General features: G+C 62.1%; 17 protein-coding genes and 1 other RNA gene. 7 read left to right on the top strand and 11 right to left on the bottom strand.

The genetic code is table 11. The features are described 5' to 3' along the window. Positions 1–8 precede the first annotated feature (8 nt). Positions 9–500, bottom strand: coding sequence for a DUF1772 domain-containing protein (locus ACQ66M_RS11315; RefSeq protein WP_430403857.1), 492 nt, complete (start codon positions 498–500; stop codon positions 9–11). Positions 501–566: 66 nt separating this feature from the next. Here ACQ66M_RS11315 and ACQ66M_RS11310 point away from each other — a divergent pair, with 66 nt between their 5' ends. After that, positions 567–1,151, top strand: coding sequence for a TetR/AcrR family transcriptional regulator (locus ACQ66M_RS11310; protein ID WP_430403855.1), 585 nt, complete (start codon positions 567–569; stop codon positions 1,149–1,151). Positions 1,152–1,213: 62 nt separating this feature from the next. On the opposite strand, the gene ACQ66M_RS11305 is transcribed toward ACQ66M_RS11310, so the two are convergent. Next, the gene (locus ACQ66M_RS11305; RefSeq protein ID WP_430403852.1) at positions 1,214–2,242 is read right to left on the bottom strand and encodes a ribonucleotide-diphosphate reductase subunit beta; all 1,029 of its coding nucleotides are present in this window, start codon (positions 2,240–2,242) and stop codon (positions 1,214–1,216) included. A 401-nt stretch (positions 2,243–2,643) separates the two neighbouring features. Here ACQ66M_RS11305 and ACQ66M_RS11300 point away from each other — a divergent pair, with 401 nt between their 5' ends. After that, on the top strand, positions 2,644–4,428 hold the full coding sequence (locus ACQ66M_RS11300; protein ID WP_430403850.1) for a sensor domain-containing protein: 1,785 nt from the start codon (positions 2,644–2,646) through the stop codon (positions 4,426–4,428). Here the strand turns inward: ACQ66M_RS11300 and ACQ66M_RS11295 are convergent. Beyond that, complete coding sequence (locus tag ACQ66M_RS11295; protein ID WP_430403848.1) at positions 4,375–4,731, bottom strand: hypothetical protein; 357 nt, start codon at positions 4,729–4,731, stop codon at positions 4,375–4,377. The two genes, ACQ66M_RS11300 and ACQ66M_RS11295, sit on opposite strands and share 54 nt — an antisense overlap. Before the next feature lie 134 nt (positions 4,732–4,865). Continuing rightward, positions 4,866–5,330, bottom strand: a complete 465-nt coding sequence (locus ACQ66M_RS11290) for an OsmC family protein (protein ID WP_430403846.1) — start codon at positions 5,328–5,330, stop codon at positions 4,866–4,868. A 136-nt stretch (positions 5,331–5,466) separates the two neighbouring features. On the opposite strand from ACQ66M_RS11290, the gene ACQ66M_RS11285 reads away from it, so the two are divergent. The 3 genes from ACQ66M_RS11285 to ACQ66M_RS11275 all read left to right on the top strand — a co-directional run bounded on the left by ACQ66M_RS11285 (position 5,467) and on the right by ACQ66M_RS11275 (position 7,899). After that, positions 5,467–6,162 (top strand): 2OG-Fe(II) oxygenase, encoded by a 696-nt coding sequence (locus ACQ66M_RS11285; protein WP_430403844.1) that lies wholly within the window; start codon positions 5,467–5,469, stop codon positions 6,160–6,162. Then, a complete protein-coding gene (gene alkB, locus ACQ66M_RS11280; protein ID WP_430403842.1) occupies positions 6,162–6,797 on the top strand; it encodes a DNA oxidative demethylase AlkB in 636 nt (211 codons plus the stop codon). The genes ACQ66M_RS11285 and alkB overlap by 1 nt, the downstream gene beginning before the upstream one ends. Positions 6,798–6,858: 61 nt before the next feature. Continuing rightward, positions 6,859–7,899, top strand: a complete 1,041-nt coding sequence (locus tag ACQ66M_RS11275) for an NAD(P)-dependent alcohol dehydrogenase (protein WP_430403840.1) — start codon at positions 6,859–6,861, stop codon at positions 7,897–7,899. On the opposite strand, the gene ACQ66M_RS11270 is transcribed toward ACQ66M_RS11275, so the two are convergent. The 7 genes from ACQ66M_RS11270 to ACQ66M_RS11240 all read right to left on the bottom strand — a co-directional run bounded on the left by ACQ66M_RS11270 (position 7,896) and on the right by ACQ66M_RS11240 (position 15,584). Next, positions 7,896–8,906, bottom strand: coding sequence for a lipid A deacylase LpxR family protein (locus ACQ66M_RS11270; RefSeq protein WP_430405164.1), 1,011 nt, complete (start codon positions 8,904–8,906; stop codon positions 7,896–7,898). The two genes, ACQ66M_RS11275 and ACQ66M_RS11270, sit on opposite strands and share 4 nt — an antisense overlap. Positions 8,907–8,926: 20 nt before the next feature. Next, positions 8,927–9,751, bottom strand: a complete 825-nt coding sequence (locus tag ACQ66M_RS11265; protein WP_430403838.1) for a hypothetical protein — start codon at positions 9,749–9,751, stop codon at positions 8,927–8,929. Positions 9,752–10,149: 398 nt separating this feature from the next. Beyond that, positions 10,150–12,018 carry a ribonucleoside-diphosphate reductase subunit alpha gene (locus ACQ66M_RS11260; protein WP_350171336.1) on the bottom strand — a complete coding sequence of 623 codons (1,869 nt, stop codon included), beginning with the start codon at positions 12,016–12,018 and terminating at the stop codon, positions 10,150–10,152. A gap of 276 nt (positions 12,019–12,294) precedes the next feature. Further along, positions 12,295–12,384, bottom strand: an RNA gene (gene ffs, locus ACQ66M_RS11255) — signal recognition particle sRNA small type. 58 nt (positions 12,385–12,442) lie between these two features. Continuing rightward, positions 12,443–12,820 carry a DUF779 domain-containing protein gene (locus tag ACQ66M_RS11250; protein WP_350171337.1) on the bottom strand — a complete coding sequence of 126 codons (378 nt, stop codon included), beginning with the start codon at positions 12,818–12,820 and terminating at the stop codon, positions 12,443–12,445. Between the two features lie 109 nt (positions 12,821–12,929). Continuing rightward, positions 12,930–14,453 (bottom strand): aldehyde dehydrogenase, encoded by a 1,524-nt coding sequence (gene adh, locus ACQ66M_RS11245; RefSeq protein WP_430403836.1) that lies wholly within the window; start codon positions 14,451–14,453, stop codon positions 12,930–12,932. Between the two features lie 141 nt (positions 14,454–14,594). After that, positions 14,595–15,584, bottom strand: coding sequence for a GAF domain-containing protein (locus ACQ66M_RS11240; RefSeq protein ID WP_430403834.1), 990 nt, complete (start codon positions 15,582–15,584; stop codon positions 14,595–14,597). Between the two features lie 123 nt (positions 15,585–15,707). Here ACQ66M_RS11240 and ACQ66M_RS11235 point away from each other — a divergent pair, with 123 nt between their 5' ends. After that, positions 15,708–17,792, top strand: a complete 2,085-nt coding sequence (locus ACQ66M_RS11235) for a prolyl oligopeptidase family serine peptidase (RefSeq protein WP_430403832.1) — start codon at positions 15,708–15,710, stop codon at positions 17,790–17,792. Between the two features lie 6 nt (positions 17,793–17,798). Then, positions 17,799–18,194 carry a globin gene (locus ACQ66M_RS11230; RefSeq protein WP_350171341.1) on the top strand — a complete coding sequence of 132 codons (396 nt, stop codon included), beginning with the start codon at positions 17,799–17,801 and terminating at the stop codon, positions 18,192–18,194. Positions 18,195–18,317 lie beyond the last annotated feature (123 nt).

Below are 18,317 nucleotides of genomic sequence, written 5' to 3'. Positions count from 1 at the left end.
CGTTGGGGTCAGGCGTGAACGGGAATGAGACAGGCGAGCAGGAAGCAGCACGCGGCCGCCGCCGCGCCGAACGTGCGGACATGATTGAGCCCGGTCCAGCGGGGATAGAATTCATGCGTCCAGAACGGTGCCGCCTCAGGACTGGCAGGCGACATGATCTCAAGGCGTATGTTGAGCGGCACATTCCCTGCCACCGTAACGCCGAAAACCAGCACCATGTAGAGCGCGCCGCCGGACAGGACCCAAGCCTGCGCGGCGCCATGCATCTGCCACCAGGCGAGCGCCATCAGTACGGGCGACACGATCGACATACCGACCAGAACGACCATGAAGACCGTGCGAAACACCTCGCGGTTGATGACCTGCATCGTCTCGATCCCGCCCGACCGCGCGGTCTGATCGAGCGAGCGCATCACGAAATCGGAGAAGGCCAGAAACACACCCGCGACGAGCGCGCAGGCAATGACGGAAACGGCCGTCAGGGCCAGGGCAGCAGACATGGGAAATCCCTTTCTATTTTACACCGCGTCAATTGACACCGTGTCAAATTGCATTAATTTGACACCATGTCAAATCAAGTTGCCCAAACCCGCATTCGCATTCTCAAGGCGGCGCTGAAACGCCTTGAGGCCGCCGATGGCGACACGGTCCGCGTCAGCGATGTGGCCAAGGAGGCCGGCGTGACACGCCAGACGCTGTACCTGTATTTCCGGACACGGACGGAATTGCTGATCGCCGTGACACATTATGTGGACGAGCTGAATGCGTCTGACGCGCGCCTGGCCGCCAGCCGTACAGCGCCCACCGGCCTTGCCAGGCTGGAGGCCTATATCGACGCCTGGACCGCCTATATTCCCGAGATCTACCCCGTGGCACGGGCCCTGATGGCGATGAACGAGGAAGACGCCACCGCCGCCTGGCAACAGCGCATGCTGGACATGTGGGAAGGCTGCGAGGCGGCGATCAAACGGCTCAAGACCGATGGACAGCTCAGTCCGGACTATGGCGTCAAGGATGCGAGCGACCTGCTGTGGACATTGCTGTCGGTGCGCAACTGGGAACACCTGCGCATCGACCGCGAATGGTCGCAGCGCAAATATGTCAAACATATGCAGGCCATCGCGCGCCGGTTACTGGTCGCAGGCGTATAGGCGCATAAAAAAGGCCCCATCCTGGGGTGGGGCCTTTCAGAATTTGCGTCCGGGGACGCGACCTACTCCGCCGGGACCTGCGCGGGTTTGCGTTTGTCGAAATTGGTCCAGACGCCGTCTTCGCCGTGCCAGTCACCGCGGGTGGCGCCCTTGGAATACTCGGTGGCGCGCTGTTCGAAGAAGTTGGCGTGCTCGACACCGTTGAGGATTTCCGACAGCCAGGGCAGCGGGTGCTTGTCGATACCGTAGATCGGCTCGAGCTTGAGCTGGCCGAGGCGCCAGTCGGCGATGTAGCGGATATAGTTCTTGATGTCGGCCGGCGTCATGCCTTCGACGTCACCGGCTTCGAAGGCGAGGTCGATGAACTTGTCTTCCAGCATGATCACGGTGCGGCAGCACTCGCGGATTTTCTCGCGCAGGGCATCGGTCATCACGCCGGTCTCGGCGCAGAAGGCATGGAACAGCTTGATCATGCCCTCGCAGTGCAGCGACTCGTCGCGGATCGACCAGGTGACGATCTGGCCCATGCCCTTCATCTTGTTGAAGCGCGGGAAGTTCATCAGCATGGCGAAGCTGGCGAACAGCTGCAGGCCCTCGGTGAAGGCCCCGAACACGGCCATGGAGACGGCGATGTCTTCATCGGTCTCGACCCCGAACTGGCCGAGATAGTCATGCTTGGCCGACATCTCCTTGTATTCCATGAAGGCGGAAAATTCCGAATCGGGCATGCCGATGGTTTCCAGCAGCAGGGCATAGGCCGCGATGTGGATTGTCTCCATATTGGAGAAGCTGGCCAGCATCATGGAGACCTCTGTCGGCTTGAACAGGGGCATGTAATTGGTCATGTAATTCGCGCCGACCTCGATGTCGGACTGCGTGAAGAAGCGGAAAATCTGGGTCAGCAGGTTACGCTCGCCATCCGACAGTTTGACCGCCCAGTCCTTGCAGTCCTCGCCCAGCGGCACCTCTTCGGGCATCCAGTGGACCTGCTGCTGCTTCTTCCAGAAGTCATACGCCCACGGGTAGCGGAACGGCTTGTAGGCATGGCTCGGGGTGAGCAGTCCTGACACATTGGAATTTCCGTCAGCCATGGGGGCCTCCTTGGTGTTCATGTCGATGCGTGGGGCAATATACACCACATATAGTGCTTCATTCAGGTTAATGCCGCAAGATGTTCTGTGAACTCTGCGACACTTGTCCACAGGGATGCCCACAGAAAATGCAGATCAGCGCAATATCTGGCCGCGCGCTGAACGGAGCATAGGCCATGAAGGGCGCCGAGTCCCCCTGCCCGTCAGCGGGCCTGGGGGGGGATTACGGCGGATAGCGCCTTGAAGAATCACCTAATTCGCCCGCCCGACTTAGCGAGTTATTTATACTGATGCGCCTAAAAAACCCTTATGGGCATGACGGTTTGCAATCTGACATATCCGGACCTGTCCGGAGCGATGCATGACCTTGGCCGTTGCTGCAAGGCACAGGCGGAGCGGGCATGATCGGGATCGAACAGCTGACGCAGATCCTGGACGTGTTGCCCTATCCGGTTTTCGTGAAGAATGCGCAACACCAGTGGATATACGGCAACGCAGCGTTCGAAGAGCTGATGGGACATGCTGATTACATTGGCAAGGACGACCGCGCCTTCTGCCCGCCGGAACAGGTCAAGGCGTTCAGGACGGCCGACAGGCGGGTCTTCGCCGGCGAAGAGGTAGTGAAGGAAGAGGAAATCGGGTCGAACCTGTTCGCGCTGACCCGCAAGGTGCCGCTTGTGCTGCCTGACGGGTCAACCGGGCTTGTCGGGATCATCCTTGCTTCGGTGAGGCCGAACGCGCACCCGTCGGATGGCGGAACGCCCGATGACACGGTGTCACTGGCGTCCGGCGACCATCTGAGACAGCTCAACGAGAGCCTGTCAAAGCGGACGCTGGAGCTTGAAAGCTCCCTGACCATTGCCGAGCTGAAACAGCAGGCTGCGATGGAGGTTGCCCATACCGACACAACCACCGGCCTGAAGAACCGTCTCGGATTCAAGGACAAACTCGCCGCCACGATCCGCGAAGCGGAAGAGACCGGCAGGCGGTTCGGCGTCGCCTTTATCGATGTCGACCGGTTCAAGCAGATCAATGACCGGTTCGGGCACGCAGCCGGTGATCTTGTGCTGAAAACGGTCGGCAAGCGCCTCTGTGAACTGCCGGATGTCTTCGCAGTTGCCCGCTGGGGCGGCGACGAGTTCGTGCTGCTGACCGAATTGCCGAATATTGGTCAGAACGCACTGGTCCAGGGCTTCGAAGAGGCCCACACTTACACTTTCCGGCCGATCAAGAGCGATCATGGGCGAATTGAAATTTCCGGATCTGTCGGCATCGCGGTCTATCCGCAGGATACCACCTACCCGGACGACCTCATGCGATATGCCGACATGGCCCTGATGGTTGCCAAACGGCAGGGCCGCGGCAAGGTGCTGTCCTTCGATGCAAAGATAAACAATGCGCTGTCGCGCCGGATGCAGATCACTCGCGACCTGCCGGGGGCCATTTCCAACAATGAAGTGCGCCCTTTTTACCAACCCATCGTCTGCGCAAAAACCCGCAAGATCCAGGGTGTCGAAGCCCTGGCACGCTGGACCCACAAGGACCTCGGGCCGATCAACCCGGAAGAGATGTTCGAGATCGCGCATGGCTGCGGGCTGGCAACACAGCTCGATGCCAGGCTCCACGAAGCGGCCTGCCGGGACGTCGGGCCGTGGCTGAACACCGGCGCCATCAAATACCTGTCCCTGAACATCTCGCCCATGGATATTGTCTCGATCGATTTTGCCGACCGTTTCCTCGCGGAGCTGGCACGCACGAAAACAGACCCGAAGACCATCTGTCTCGAAATCGTGGAATCAGCCTTCGTCGACAATCTGGACACTGCGCGCCGCAATCTCGACCGCCTGCACAAGGCCGGCGTGATGATCGCCCTGGATGATTACGGTACCGGGTTCTCGAACCTGCGCGCCCTGCTCGAGCTGCCCCTGGACAAGCTGAAGATCGACAAGTCGCTGATCCAGTCAATCGGGTCCAGCTACAAGATTGCCGACCTGATGACGTCCATCATGCAGCTGGCCGGTACACTGGATGTGAAGATCGTGGCCGAGGGCATCGAGACCAAGTTGCAGTCAGCCTTTGTCACGTCTGCCGGGTGTGACCTGATGCAGGGCTACATGTTCAGCCGGCCGCTGTCATTCGACGCGATGGACCGTTGGCTGGCGGTGCACCAGAAACGGGTCGCCTGAAAGGACCGGACCTGTGGCTGGTCCGACCGCATTGGGGCCCGGCATGTCCGGGACCGGGCCTTGCCACATGACCGTCTCGATGTCCGTTTCGCTTTCCAGCCGGCGCTCGGCGTGCAGGGCGCGGCGGAAGACAAAAGCGGTCAGAAAGCCGAGCCCCACAGCCGTAAGGCCGAGTGTGGCAAGCAGGAAATTCTGGCTGGCGTGAAACTCCGATAGTGTGGCCCAGACGGCCGTTAGCGCGACGATGGCCGTGATCTCCATGAGCAGGAAGGTCATGACCAGGGCTTTCAGGAAGCGGCCCATGAGTTTTCAATTTCTGTGAGAACACCAGCATGCGCTGGCACAGACAGGATATCTGCATGCGCCCACGCATCTGCAAGATGGGCGCGCTGATCTTTCGCAGTGGCCTGTGCCGCCGGCCGCCGGTAAAGTTCCGGTCAGGACCCGGCTGTGTTTGTGATGATCTCGGTGGTCACCGAATTGGCGATGAAGCAAAGCTCATGCGCGGCATGGTGCAGGGCATCGACCTGGCCAGGCGAGGGCCGCGAGCCTTCATAGGTCACGACCGGGTTCAGCGTGACGCGGGTGATGGCCTGACGGCCGGCGGCATTCGTGGCCAGCACACCGACAGCCGCATCTTCATAGCTGTTGACGACAAAGCCCGCATCGCGCGCCTTGTGGAGATAGAACAGCATGTGGCAGCTGGAGATCGACGCGACAAAGGCCTCTTCCGGATCGATATTTGCGGCAACGGCGTAGGGGAGCGGCACAATGTGGGGCGAGGCGGAGGCGGGCACTTTGAGACCGCCGTCAAATTCCCATTCATGCGCGCGGGAATGCCGGTTGGCCTTGAAGTCCCCGTCGCCGCGCGACCATCTGACAATAGCTGTATGATCGCCCATGTCCGGTCTCCATGCGTGCATCTCATGCCTGAGACTATCTAGCCGGGCACGGGCGCCCCTGCCAAGCAGCATGAATCGGAATGCGGGCATGGCCCGGCCGGTCTAGACCCGGATCTGGAAACAGGCAGGAGGGTGAATGGACGCCGCGGATATTGACTGGGCCGCTGTGGCGACAGCGCTGGATGATCACGGCTTTGCCTCGCTGGGCCGGTTGCTGGATGCAGAGGCGCGCGCTGCGCTGGCCGGCGCGTTCGGCGAAGAGGCGCCCTATCGCAGCCATGTGCATATGGCCCGGCACGGGTTCGGGCGGGGCGAGTACAAGTATTTCCGCTATCCCCTGCCCGGCCCGATCGCCGGCCTGCGCACCGCGCTGTATCCGGGGTGCGCCGCGATTGCCAATCGCTGGGCAGAACGGATGCGGCAGGACGTGCGCTATCCGGCGGCACATGCGGATTTCCTGGCGACCTGCCATGCTGCGGGGCAGATCCGGCCGACGCCGCTGATCCTGTCCTATCGCGAAGGCGACTATAACTGCCTGCATCAGGACCTGTATGGCGGGATCGTTTTTCCGCTCCAGATCGTTATCCTGCTGAGTGACCCGGAAAAGGATTTTGACGGAGGTGAATTCGTGCTGACGGAACAGAGGCCAAGGATGCAGTCGCGCGCGCATGTCGTGCCCCTGCGGGCAGGCGAAGCCGTGGTGTTCGCCGTGAACGAGCGGCCGGTGAGCGGCACGCGCGGCGACTATCGCGTGAAGATGCGCCATGGCGTCAGCCCGCTGCGCCGGGGGGCGCGGTTTGCAACAGGGATCATCTTCCATGATGCCGCGTGATGACTGACCTGCTGAGCAGTTTGCGGCCGGACGAGAGCTGGCATGGCGAGGGCGTTCTGCACCTTCCGGGCTTTGCCGATGCCCCGGCCCTGTGGGATGCACTGCAGCCGGTGCTGAAGGCCGCACGGTTCCGGCACCTGGTGACGCCGGGCGGCAAGACCATGTCGGTGTTGATGACGAATTGCGGCGAGGTGGGCTGGGTGTCCGACCGGTCCGGCTATCGCTATGACCGGCTCGATCCGATGAGCGGGCGGCCCTGGCCGGACATGCCGGACGCGTTCCGCACGGTGGCGCAGCGCGCGGCGGCGGCGTTTGGCGCGGGCGGGTTTGATCCGGATGCCTGCCTGATCAATTGCTATGACGTCGGCGCGCGGCTGACGGCGCACCAGGACCGGGACGAACAGGACACGACCCAGCCGGTCGTGTCAGTTTCGCTGGGGCTGCCTGGACGGTTCGTGATTGGCGGCAAGCAGCGCAGCGGACCGAAGCAGACCGTGTTGCTGGAACATGGCGACGCGCTGGTATTCGGACGCAGCGCGCGGCTCGCCTATCACGGCGTGCTGCCGGTCAAGGCCGGAACGCATGACATGACGGGCACGCGCCGCATCAGCCTGACCTTCAGGAAGGCCGGGTAGCTGTCTCGACTTCCGGCTGCCGGACTGCCACGATGGACAAAATCATAACGGGGAGAAGACGATGCGCGTTGCTGCCTATGCCGCTCAGGGACCGGAAACACCGGTCGAACCGTTCGAAATAGACCGGCGTAACCTTCAGCCGAATGACGTTCTGATCGAGATCACCTGGTGTGGTGTCTGCCATAGCGATATCCACACGGCGCGCAATGAATGGGGACGGACCAGGTATCCTGTGGTGCCAGGACATGAAATTGTCGGACGCGTAAGCGCCGTTGGCGCGGATGTGACCCGGCACAAGGTGGGTGACACAGTGGGCGTGGGGTGCCTCGTGGATGCCTGCCTCGCCTGCCCGGCCTGCGCGGATGGCGACGAGCAGTATTGCGAGAAAGGTTCGATCGGCACCTATGGTGGGACCGAGCCGGTGATCGGCGGGCCGACCTTTGGCGGTTATTCAAAGCAGATCGTCGTGCGCGACGCATTCGTCCTGAAGGTTTCAGACAAGCTGAACCCGGCCGAAGTCGCACCGCTGCTGTGCGCGGGCATTACCAGCTGGTCACCGCTGAAGCACTGGAACGTCAAAAAGGGCGACAAGGTCGGCGTGATTGGCCTGGGCGGACTTGGCCATATGGGGGTGAAGTTCGCCGTAGCCATGGGGTGTGACGTGGTGATGATCACGACCTCACCGGAGAAAGGCGCGGACGCCAAACGGCTTGGCGCGCATGACGTGCTGATCTCCGGCGACCGCGCAGCGATGAAGGCCCACCGCGGCAGTTTTGACTTCCTGCTGAACACCGTGCCGGTCAAGCATGACCTGAACCCCTACCTGATGCTGCTGGCGCGCAATGCCACAATGGTGCTGGTTGGTGCGATCGAGCCCCTGGAAGAGATGCATGGCGGCCTGCTGCTGGCCGGGCGTCGCCGCCTGGCGGGATCAGGCATTGGCGGCATCGAGGAGACGCAGGAGATGCTGGATTTCTGCGCCGAGCATGGCGTGACAAGTGACGTCGAGATCATTGCCATGAAGGACATCAACACCGCCTATGACCGCGTGGTCAAAGGCGACGTGAAATACCGGTTCGTGATTGATATCGCGACGCTTTAGTGGGCAATCGAGATCGAGAAGGCGCCGAAGCGTTGCGGCGTTATCTGGGCGTCGAATTCCTCGGTGCGGTTCACATAGGTGAAGGCGAGCTGGACTGCGCGATAATGGATCGCGATGCCGCCCTGAAGGTCGCCCACAAAGGTCTTGCGGTCATCGACACGGGGGCCGTCGCGCCAGAGGTTGCCATCAAGGAACATGTCGCGGCCAATCGCCCGGCCACTGGCGCCGATGAACAGGTAGCCGCCCATCGGGTTGGCATCGTTGCCGGGAACGAATTCGCCCGCGCCCGACAGGGCCGGACGGATGCGCGGCGGTCCGAAGCTGGAATCGAGGTCCCAGCCGATCCGCGCGGTCAGGCCCGTCGCGGCATAGGTGCGGACATTGCCGAGCGCGCCGCCGACATCAAAGCCGAAATCCGTTTCAACGCCCAGAGGCAGATTGGGCCCCGGAAAGCGATGCAGGCGCTGGGCGATGATCTCCAGGCCCGGTTCATCGCGCAACTGGTTTGGCCAGCCCTGCGCCTCGGCCACACCGATCACGCGGTGAAAATTGTTCTGGACGAATTCGCCGCCAGCTGACGGCCCGACAACACCGAGATTGACCTGCAATGTGTCCTGCGTGTTGGCGCTGGCGGCCACGATCGTGCCGGACGCATAGAGCCAGCCTGCATAGGGCCGGTCGGTGGGCTCGGGCACGGCAAGCGTCTTGTCTTCCGGCGTGAAGATGGTGTGCGAGAGGGCAAAGCCCTGGCGCAGTTCCTTGCGGTCGAGTTCGAGATACGGGATCCGGTGCGATATCCATTCGAGCGCCGGGAAGATCTCATCGGCGCCTGAGACCCGCTCAAAGCGCAGACCATTGGAATAGTTGCGGTCGGTGCCGCCGCCGAACTTGTCATTCTCGACCGTCAGCGAGGTGACAGCCGGCTTATTCACCTCCTGGGCATTGGCCAGTGGTGCAACAAAAAGGGCCGCGACTAGCGCGGCCCGAAAACAGTTCTGGGCCTTCATCATGGCCGGGGAGGTATCATCTATCGGCGCATCGTGAAACTTACACCTGCGAAATCTTCAGTGTCGCTGATGCTGCCATTACGGTCTTCATATTTGACTTCACGGCGGATGTAGCTGAGCGACAGTTCCCCACCGGCGCGCTGGACAGAGACGCCTGCCTGCAGGTCACCGACGGTGACCTGATCGGACAGGGACATGTCATTCAGGTTGGGCGTCAGGCTTGTATTGCCGGCATCCCAGATCAGGGCTTCGCCATCAGCGCCAGCGAAAATGTACCAACCCTGCGGCTGGCCATCCCTGTCGAGGATATTGAGGTCGCGACCGATGCGGACCTCACCACCGACACGCTTGGACTCCAGTTCACCTTCTTCGCGGACCACGATGCGCGGCGCGACGCCGATGTCAAATTTCAGGCCAGTCAATTCGCGCGGGGCGGAGAAGGCCACTTCGGCGGCAATGTCTTTTTCGATCTGGCTTGGCACGGAAAGTCGGGCCATGCCGCGTTCAGCTGCAATCGCAACAAGCGCGGGACTGCCTGTCCAGGCCAATTCAGGCACAGCGACTGGAACGACGCCCGGCATGATGCCGAATGCCGCCGACGTCGCGCCGTCAAACTGGGCGGCGGGAGCTGGAAGGACACCCATGACGGTGCCTGAGAAACGTGCAGATGGGCTGTTGGCGACATGAACGGAGATGTCTTGCGGTGTCGCGGCCTTGATGCCGGTCGTTCCGAGCGCTGTGGGGACGGCGGTCATCATGCCGAGCGACGGCGGCGCGGCCGGTTCGGACCGGGCATAGTCATGTGGAGATGTCGATACGCAGCCCTGGCAGGCCAACGTCAACACTGTAGAGGCTATTGCGATTACCATACGCCTGACACCCTTCATGGCTAATCCTCGTACGCTTACGCTTGTTGAGAATTACACCCTACTGCTCTTAATGTAGCATAAAGGGCACAGCATGCCCAAATGCCTTTCGCTCAAAAAAGATTAACACTGGTTGATTAAACGTCCGCCTGTTGTTCTTGTTCCAGAACCCGAAATCCTATGGCTTTTTCCAGCAAAAACGGGGCCGGATGGCGCAGTCGCATTGTTAATCTGTAGAGATATTTGTTTGAAATAAGGCAATTGCCGCAAGCTTTGCGTGAATTCCGGGCGGCGGCGTTTTCCACCCCGGAACGAAAAGCGGCCAACCCTCTGGGGCTGGCCGTCTGATCATTGACATGAGCCATGCGGGCGGCAGCCTACTGGCAGGCCAGGCACTCGTCATAGTCGGTATTGGGCGTGTCCATGGTTTCGCCTTCGACCCGTTCCGAACCGGCAAAGGCTGCACGCTGGACCGATTTGGACCGGCAATAATAGAGCGATTTCAGACCACGTTCCCATGCCGTCCAGTGCAGCATGTGCAGATCCCACTTGGATACGTCGCCCTTCAGGAAGAGGTTCAGCGACTGTGACTGGCAGATATAGGGCGTGCGGTCAGCGGCGAGCTCAATGATCCAGCGCTGGTCGAGTTCGAAGGCCGTCTTGTAGACATTCTTCTCATGCTCATCGAGGCAGTCGAGGTGCTGGACCGAACCTTCATGTTCCAGGATCGAGGTCCAGATCTCGTCGGTATTCAGCCCTTTCTGGTCGAGCAGGGTTTCGAGTTGCTGGTTCTTGACCGTGAACGAGCCGGACAGCGTCTTGTGCGTGTAGACATTGGCCGGGATCGGCTCGATGCCGGCCGAGGTGCCGCCGCAGATGATCGAGATGGACGCGGTTGGCGCGACAGCCATCTTGTGGCTGAAACGGGCCATCATGCCGACATCGCGGGCATCCTCGCAGGGGCCACGCTCCTTGGCGAGCTTGACCGAGGCCGCATCGGCGCCCTGCCGGATGTGCTTGAACATTTTTTCGTTCCACACCTTGGCCATCGCGCCCTCCATGGAAACATTCATGGACTGCAGGAAGGAGTGGAAACCCATCAGGCCGAGGCCGACCGACCGTTCACGCTTGGCGGAATAGACCGCGCGGGCCATTTCCGGTGGCGCACGTTCGATGAAGTCTTCAAGCACATTGTCGAGGAAGCGGAAGATGTCTTCCAGGAAGTGCTCGTCCTTCGACCATTCCATGAAGGTCTCGGCATTGACCGAGGAGAGGCAGCAGACGGCTGTCCGGTCCTGGCCGCGATGGTCGATGCCGGTCGGCAGGGTGATTTCCGAGCAGAGATTCGACTGCGTGACCTTGAGGCCCAGCTTGCGCTGGTGGGCCGGCATGGAATTGTTCACCGTGTCGGTGAACAGGAGGTAGGGCTCGCCGGTCTGCATGCGCAGCTCGAGAATCTTCTGCCAGAGCTTGCGGGCATTAATCGTGCGGACGATTTCGCCGGATTTCGGGCTGATCAGGCCGAAATCCTCGTCAGCGCGAACCGCTTCCATGAAAGCATCCGTAATGTTGATGCCGTGATGCAGGTTGAGGCTCTTGCGGTTGAAGTCGCCGGAGGCTTTGCGAATTTCGAGGAATTCCTCGATTTCCGGGTGATGGCAGTCGAGATAGCAGGCCGCCGAACCGCGGCGCAGCGATCCCTGGCTGATCGCCAGCGTCAGCGAATCCATCACGCGGATGAACGGGATGATGCCGGAGGTCTGGCCGTTCTGGCCAACCTTTTCGCCAATCGAACGGACATTGCCCCAATAGGTGCCGATGCCGCCGCCATTGGAGGCGAGCCAGACATTCTCGGTCCAGGTCTCGACGATATCGTCAAGCGAATCGCCCACCTGGTTCAGGAAACAGGAAATCGGCAGGCCGCGCGCCGCGCCACCGTTCGAGAGAACGGGCGTCGCGGGCATGAACCAGAGTTTCGACATGTAGTCGTAAAGGCGCTGGGCGTGCTCGGCATCATCGGCAAAGGCCGTAGAGACGCGGGCAAACATGTCCTGGTAGGACTCACCCGGCAGAAGGTAGCGGTCTTTCAGCGTGGTCTTGCCAAATTCGGTCAACAGGGCGTCACGCGACGGATCGGTCCTGACCGGCGCCCCGGCAACGACGCGCAATTGCGCCTCGGCACCGGCCTTTGGCTTGCCCTTACGCGGCGTATTCTTGGTCACAGACTTGGCCTCGGATGCAGACATGTGCAGCCCTCCAGTTTCATTGATATATAGGAACTGAAGCCCCCGGTAGCCAGATATGGCCCCCAACTTCTCTCCTGACACAACATATAGTGTCGGAAGGTTAACATGGGGTCAACGGCACATTTCTTAAAACCGTCAAAAAGGGCGTGGAATTCCGGTTAACATGCAGTTAACGCCACCCCGGATCGCCTGTCCATACAGGCGAATGCGTCGTCCGCAATTCGTGCGACAGGTGATCTGCCGAAGGCGAGATATCTGGGAATGCCGGAAAAAGGCGGAGACAGGCGAACGACCCGGGCTGAAATCGTTGGGGCTGCTTCGTTCCCGACCTGACCCGATTGGCGAATGGCCCGTCCGCCACCTGCCTCCTCCGGGTTATATGCGCGGGGGCGGCGCGAATCGCAAGGGCAGGAATGAGTCGCGTTCAGGTATCCCGGAGAATCGCGCATTCCTCTGGCGAGAAGGCACGGGCCCGCGAGAGGAAGCGCTGCTCGCGCCCATTGTCGAGCGAAAACATTCCGCCGCGGCCCGGCACGACATCCAGTATCAGCTGAGTGTGTTTCCAGGCATCGAACTGGCTGGACGAGATGTAGACGGGCACGCCGTCGACCTCGCCCAGGCAGATGTCGACATCGCCGAGGCGGAACTCGCCCGCCGGGTAGCACATCGGGCTCGACCCGTCGCAGCAGCCGCCAGACTGGTGGAAGATGATGTCGGGATGGTCCTTGCGGATCTCCGCGATCAGACCGAGCGCAGCCGGGGTGGCGGTGACGCGCGGGGGGATGATGCAGGCTCTGGTCATGCGGCCTCCGATTTCTGGCAACACGTAAAGCTGGGGCGCATTCCGGCGCGCAGTCGGGAGGGGCGCGCGCCGGAACCGCCTATCGGCCTGAAGCGAGGGCTTCAGGCGATCAGAAGAAGCCGAGTTTCTGCGGCGCATAGCTGACAAGCATGTTCTTGGTCTGCTGGTAATGGTCCAGCATTTTCGAGTGATTCTCACGGCCGATGCCGGACTGCTTGTACCCGCCGAAGGCCGCATGGGCCGGATAGGCATGGTAGCAATTGGTCCAGACCCGGCCGGCCTGGATGGCGCGGCCGAAACGATAGCAGGTGTTCGCGTCGCGGCTCCAGACACCGGCGCCCAGGCCGTAGAGCGTGTCATTGGCAATGGCGAGGGCGTCGGCATCGTCCCTGAAGGTGGTGACGGAGACGACGGGCCCGAAGATTTCCTCCTGGAAGACGCGCATCTTGTTGTGGCCCTTCAGGACCGTGGGCTGAATATAGTAGCCGCCAGCGAGGTCGCCGCCATGGTCGGCAGCTGCGCCGCCGATGAGGACTTCGGCACCTTCCTGCCGGCCGATGTCAAAATAGGAGAGGATCTTCTCCTTCTGCTCCGATGAGGCCTGCGCGCCGACCATGGTGGACGGATCGAGCGGATTGCCGAGCCTGATCGCGGCAACGCGCTTCAGGGCGCGTTCCATGAAGCGGTCATAGATCGACTCGTGGATGAGCGCGCGAGACGGACAGGTGCAGACCTCGCCCTGGTTGAGGGCGAACATGACGAAGCCTTCGATCGCCTTGTCGAGATAATCATCATCCTCGCGCATCACGTCGGCAAAGAAGATGTTCGGCGACTTGCCGCCGAGCTCCAGCGTGACCGGAATGATGTTTTCCGCCGCATACTGCATGATGAGGCGCCCCGTTGTCGTCTCGCCGGTGAAGGCGATCTTGGCGATACGCTTGCTGGTGGCGAGCGGCTTGCCCGCTTCAAGGCCGAAGCCGTTGACGATATTGAGCACGCCGGGCGGCAGGAGATCGCCGACCAGTTCGGCAAACACCATAATTGATGCAGGTGTCTGCTCGGCGGGCTTCAGGACGACGCAATTACCGGCCGCGAGCGCGGGTGCGAGTTTCCAGATCGCCATGAGGAGGGGGAAGTTCCACGGGATGATCTGGCCCACCACGCCGAGCGGCTCGTGGAAGTGGTAGGCGACCGTGTCATTGTCGATCTCGCTGATGCCGCCTTCCTGGGCGCGGATGCAGCCGGCGAAATAGCGGAAATGGTCGATGGCAAGCGGCAGGTCGGCGGCCATGGTCTCGCGGATCGGTTTGCCATTGTCCCATGTCTCGCAGGTGGCGAGCAGTTCGAGGTTTTCTTCCATCCGGTCGGCGATCCGGTTGAGGATCAATGCGCGCTCTGCAACCGAGGTCTTGCCCCAGGCATCCTTCGCGGCATGGGCGGCGTCGAGGGCGATTTCGATGTCGGCGGCATCCGACCGCGCGATGGCGCAGATCGTCTTGCCCGTGATGGGTGACGGATTGTCGAAATAGCGTCCGGCCTTCGGGGCAACGAACCTGCCACCGATGAAATTGTCGTACCGGTCCCTGAACGGGGAAGTCATTGTCGATGAATCGAGAAACTGGGTGTCGGCCATGTGATGTATCCTCCGTTGGCTTCTTCGTCGTGACGCGAAGACTGGAGGAGAGCATCGTCCCGAACCCGGGACCTGTCAGGAGGGGGCAGCCTGCCAAACGCGGCAAGTGTCTCAGAACTGAGACAGGTTACCGGAGAAACGTCAGCCGGGGCTGATGCCGAGGCGGTCCATGCGGCGATAGAGGGTGGCCCGGCTGATGCCGAGGGCGCGTGCGGCGGCGGCCATGTTGCCCTCGGCGCGGGCAATGGCGCGTTTCAGCTCGCGCCGCTCGGCACCGTCGAGGCCGATGCCGCGCCGCTCTGAATCGCCGAACACATCGCCTGCAGGACGCGGCGTTGCAAACGCGCCATTCCCCAGATTGTAGGCCTGCCGGGCCGCACGTGTGGCGCCGATGACGAGATCGTCCCCATCGACCGCGAACAGGACGGCCCCGCGCTGGCCATCGCCCTGCCCCCGCACGATGCGCTGGCCGGCAAAGGCGCTCTGGAAATGGTCGGCCTCGATCTGGCGCGCGGCATCGGCCACGGTCTGGGCGATCAGTGTGGCGAAGGGCTGGGTAAGGTCTGAGCGGCAGGAGGAGACATCCAGCACGGCGGCAAGCTCGCCATGCTCGTCGAACAGGGGCGCGCCCATGCAGGTCATGACCGTGTTGCTGTCGTGGAAATGCTGGTCGCGATAGATCGTGACGACGCGTTCCTCGGCGATACAGGTGCCGATGCCATTGGTGCCTTGCGTCGCTTCCGACCAGTCGGCGCCCTGCCAGAGGCCGGCGGAGCGGAACGTGCCCTCGTCTGCGCCCGGCGTGCGCTGGTCGAGCACGATGCCACCGGTGTCGCACAGGAGGATGCTGCACCCGGCAAGCCCGAGGCTGGCATGCAGGCGGTCCATGACGGGATTGGAGATGGCCAGCATGCGGCCGAGCATGTCCCGGCGTTCAGCAAGGGCGGCCTCGTCGATACGGACATGCTTGTGCGGGGCATCCGGGGTGAGGCCGTGGGTCGTGAGCGAGCGGGCCCAGGAGGCGGCAATGGCCGAGCGGGCCGCAGCGCTGCGCGACAGGGCAATCTCGCGCACACGATCCGCATGCGCCCCTGCGGGCACGGATGCGGGCAGGTCAGGCTTTCTATCCATGAGCGCAGCCTAGCACGCGGCCTGGCGGCCTCAAAGCGGGCAAGGCATACCCCGCATTTCAGTTGTCCGGGGCAAGGCCTGCTGGTAGGTCTGCCGTACGCGAAAAACCAGAAGGGGGAAGCAATGACATTCCGGTATATCTTGATGGCAGGCGCCTGCGCGCTGCTGGCAGCGGGCGCGGCTTCGGCGAAGGAGAACGAGGCCCCGTCCAAGCGGTTCACGGCGGACCGGGTGTTCGACATGGAATATGCGACGGACCCGCAGGTCTCGCCGGATGGCAAGACGGTCGCCTATGTGCGCCATTCCATGGACCGCATGACCGACAGGGATACGGGCCGGATCTGGATCCTGAATCTTGCTGACGGCAGCAACCGGCCATTGGTGACCGGCGGGTCCGGCGCCTCGTCCCCGCGCTGGTCGCCCGATGGCAGCCGGATGGTCTTTGCCACGGAGACGGAGGGCAAACCGGAAATACGGGTCCTCTACATGGACAGCGGCCGCAGTTTTCCACTGGCCCAGTTCCTGGAAGGCCCGTCCGAAGCGACCTGGTCGCCTGACGGCAGGCATGTCGCGTTCAGCATGTTCGTGAAGGGCGAGGCGCCAAGCTTCGCCAAGGCGCCGACCCCGCCGGAAGGCGCGGAATGGAACGAGAGCGTCAAGGTGATCGACACGCTGACCTTCCGCTTCGACGGCGCGGGCTATCTGGAGAACGGCGCGACGCAGGTTTTCGTGCTGCCGGTGGATGGCGGGACGCCGCGGCAGGTGACGTTCGGCGATGCGGACATGCAAAGCCCGGAATGGCTCGACAATGACACCCTGCTGGTCTCGGGCAACGCTGCCGAAGACCGCGACATGGACCCTGTCGAAAGCGAGATCTATGCGGTGGAACTGGCGGACCTGTCGATCAAGCCGCTGACAACGCGCGACGGCCCTGACACATCCCCGGTGGTTTCGCCGGACGGCAAGACGATTGCCTATCGCGGCTTTGACGACAAGACGCTGTCCTATCAGCAGGCCGATCTCTACCTGATGAATGCAGACGGCACGAATGTGCGCGCGCTGGCCGCCGACTTTCCGGGTGATATCGGTCAGACGCAATGGACACCAGACGGCAAGAGCCTGCTGGTGCTTTCGGAAGACCATGGTGTTCTGAGCCTGTTCCGCATCGACCTGAACGGCAGGGTCACGCAAGTGATGACCGGCATTGGAGGCGGGTCGATTGGCCGTCCCTATGCTGAGGGCAGCTTCAGCGTCAGCGGCGGGCGCAAGCCGGTCATCTCCTACATGGCGGGCTTCACCGACCGGCCAGCCGAGATTGGTACTGTCGGCCTCGACGGCAAGAACGCGAAAGTGCTGACGGACCTCAACGCCGATGTCCTGCCCTATCTGGAGATGGCACGCGTGGAAGAGGTGAAGGTTGCCTCCAGCCATGACGGCAGGGAGATCGAGGCCTGGGTCGCGTTCCCGCCGGACTTCAAGGCCGATGGCAGCTTCCCGATGATCCTGGAAATCCATGGAGGGCCCTTTGCCATGTACGGACCCTATTTCGGGAGCGAGATACAGCGCTATGCGGCGGAAGGCTATGTCACTGTCTGGTCCAATCCACGCGGATCAACCGGCTATGGCGAAGACTTCGCGCTGGAGATCGACCTTGCCTATCCGGGTAATGATTATGACGACCTGATGAGCGTGGTCGATGAGATGGTGGCGCGCAAATATGTCGATCCCGAGCGCCTGTTCGTCACCGGCGGATCGGGCGGCGGCATCCTGACCGCGTGGATCGTGACGCAGACCGACCGGTTCGCGGCGGCTGCCTCGATCAAGCCGGTGATCAACTGGATGACCATGGCGCTCGCCGGTGACATCGCGCAGGTCGTGCGGCGCCACTGGATACGCGCCGAGCCCTGGTCGGACCCGGAAGCCTTCCTCAAGCATTCGCCGATCCGCTACATGGACAGGGTCGTTACGCCGACACTGGTCATGGTAGGCGAGGAAGACTGGCGCACGCCGCCATGGGAGGCCGAGCAGTTCTACACCGCGCTGAAGATGAATGGTGTTGATACCGCCTATATCCGCATACCCGGCTCGCCGCACTATATCGCCTCACGCCCGAGCCGCCTGATCGCCAAGACGGACAATATCATGGGCTGGTTCGCCAGGTATGATCCGGCGAAGAAGGACGAGAAGGAAGACGACGCTGAGGAGTAGAGCGACATGAAGGGGTGCGACCTGATCCTCAGCAGCCTGGACACTTTCGCCACGCGCGAGGGTGATCCGGCGCCGGGGATTTATGCGCGCCTGTTCGCGGCGCATCCGGAGCTGGAAGCCCTGTTCCTGATGGATACCGATGGCGGTGTGCGCGGGTCGATGCTGCAACAGGCGTTCGAATGCCTGATCGATGTAGCCGAAGGCGGGCGCATGGCCGGGGTCGTGCTCGGCGCCGAGCGCGTGAACCATGAAAGCTATGGCGTGCCGGACAATCTGTTCGACGCCTTCTTCCTGGCGATCCGCGACAGCGTGAAAGCGTCTCTTGCGGATGACTGGACGGCAGAGACCAGTGCGGCCTGGACGCGCCTTCTGGCGCGGGCAGGTCAGGCCAGCTATCGGTAAAGGCAGTCGATCACGTCCGACACAGGTGTTGCGCTCACTGTCGCCGCGCGCGTGCGTCGATGATCGAACGACAGGAGACACACAATGCCCTTTGAAAAAAGGCGCTCCCGCCGCCACCTGGCG

It is taken from the genome of Hyphomonas sp. (assembly GCF_965284475.1).
Taxonomy (GTDB): domain Bacteria; phylum Pseudomonadota; class Alphaproteobacteria; order Caulobacterales; family Hyphomonadaceae; genus Hyphomonas.
This window is presented reverse-complemented; position numbering and strand designations above follow the sequence as displayed.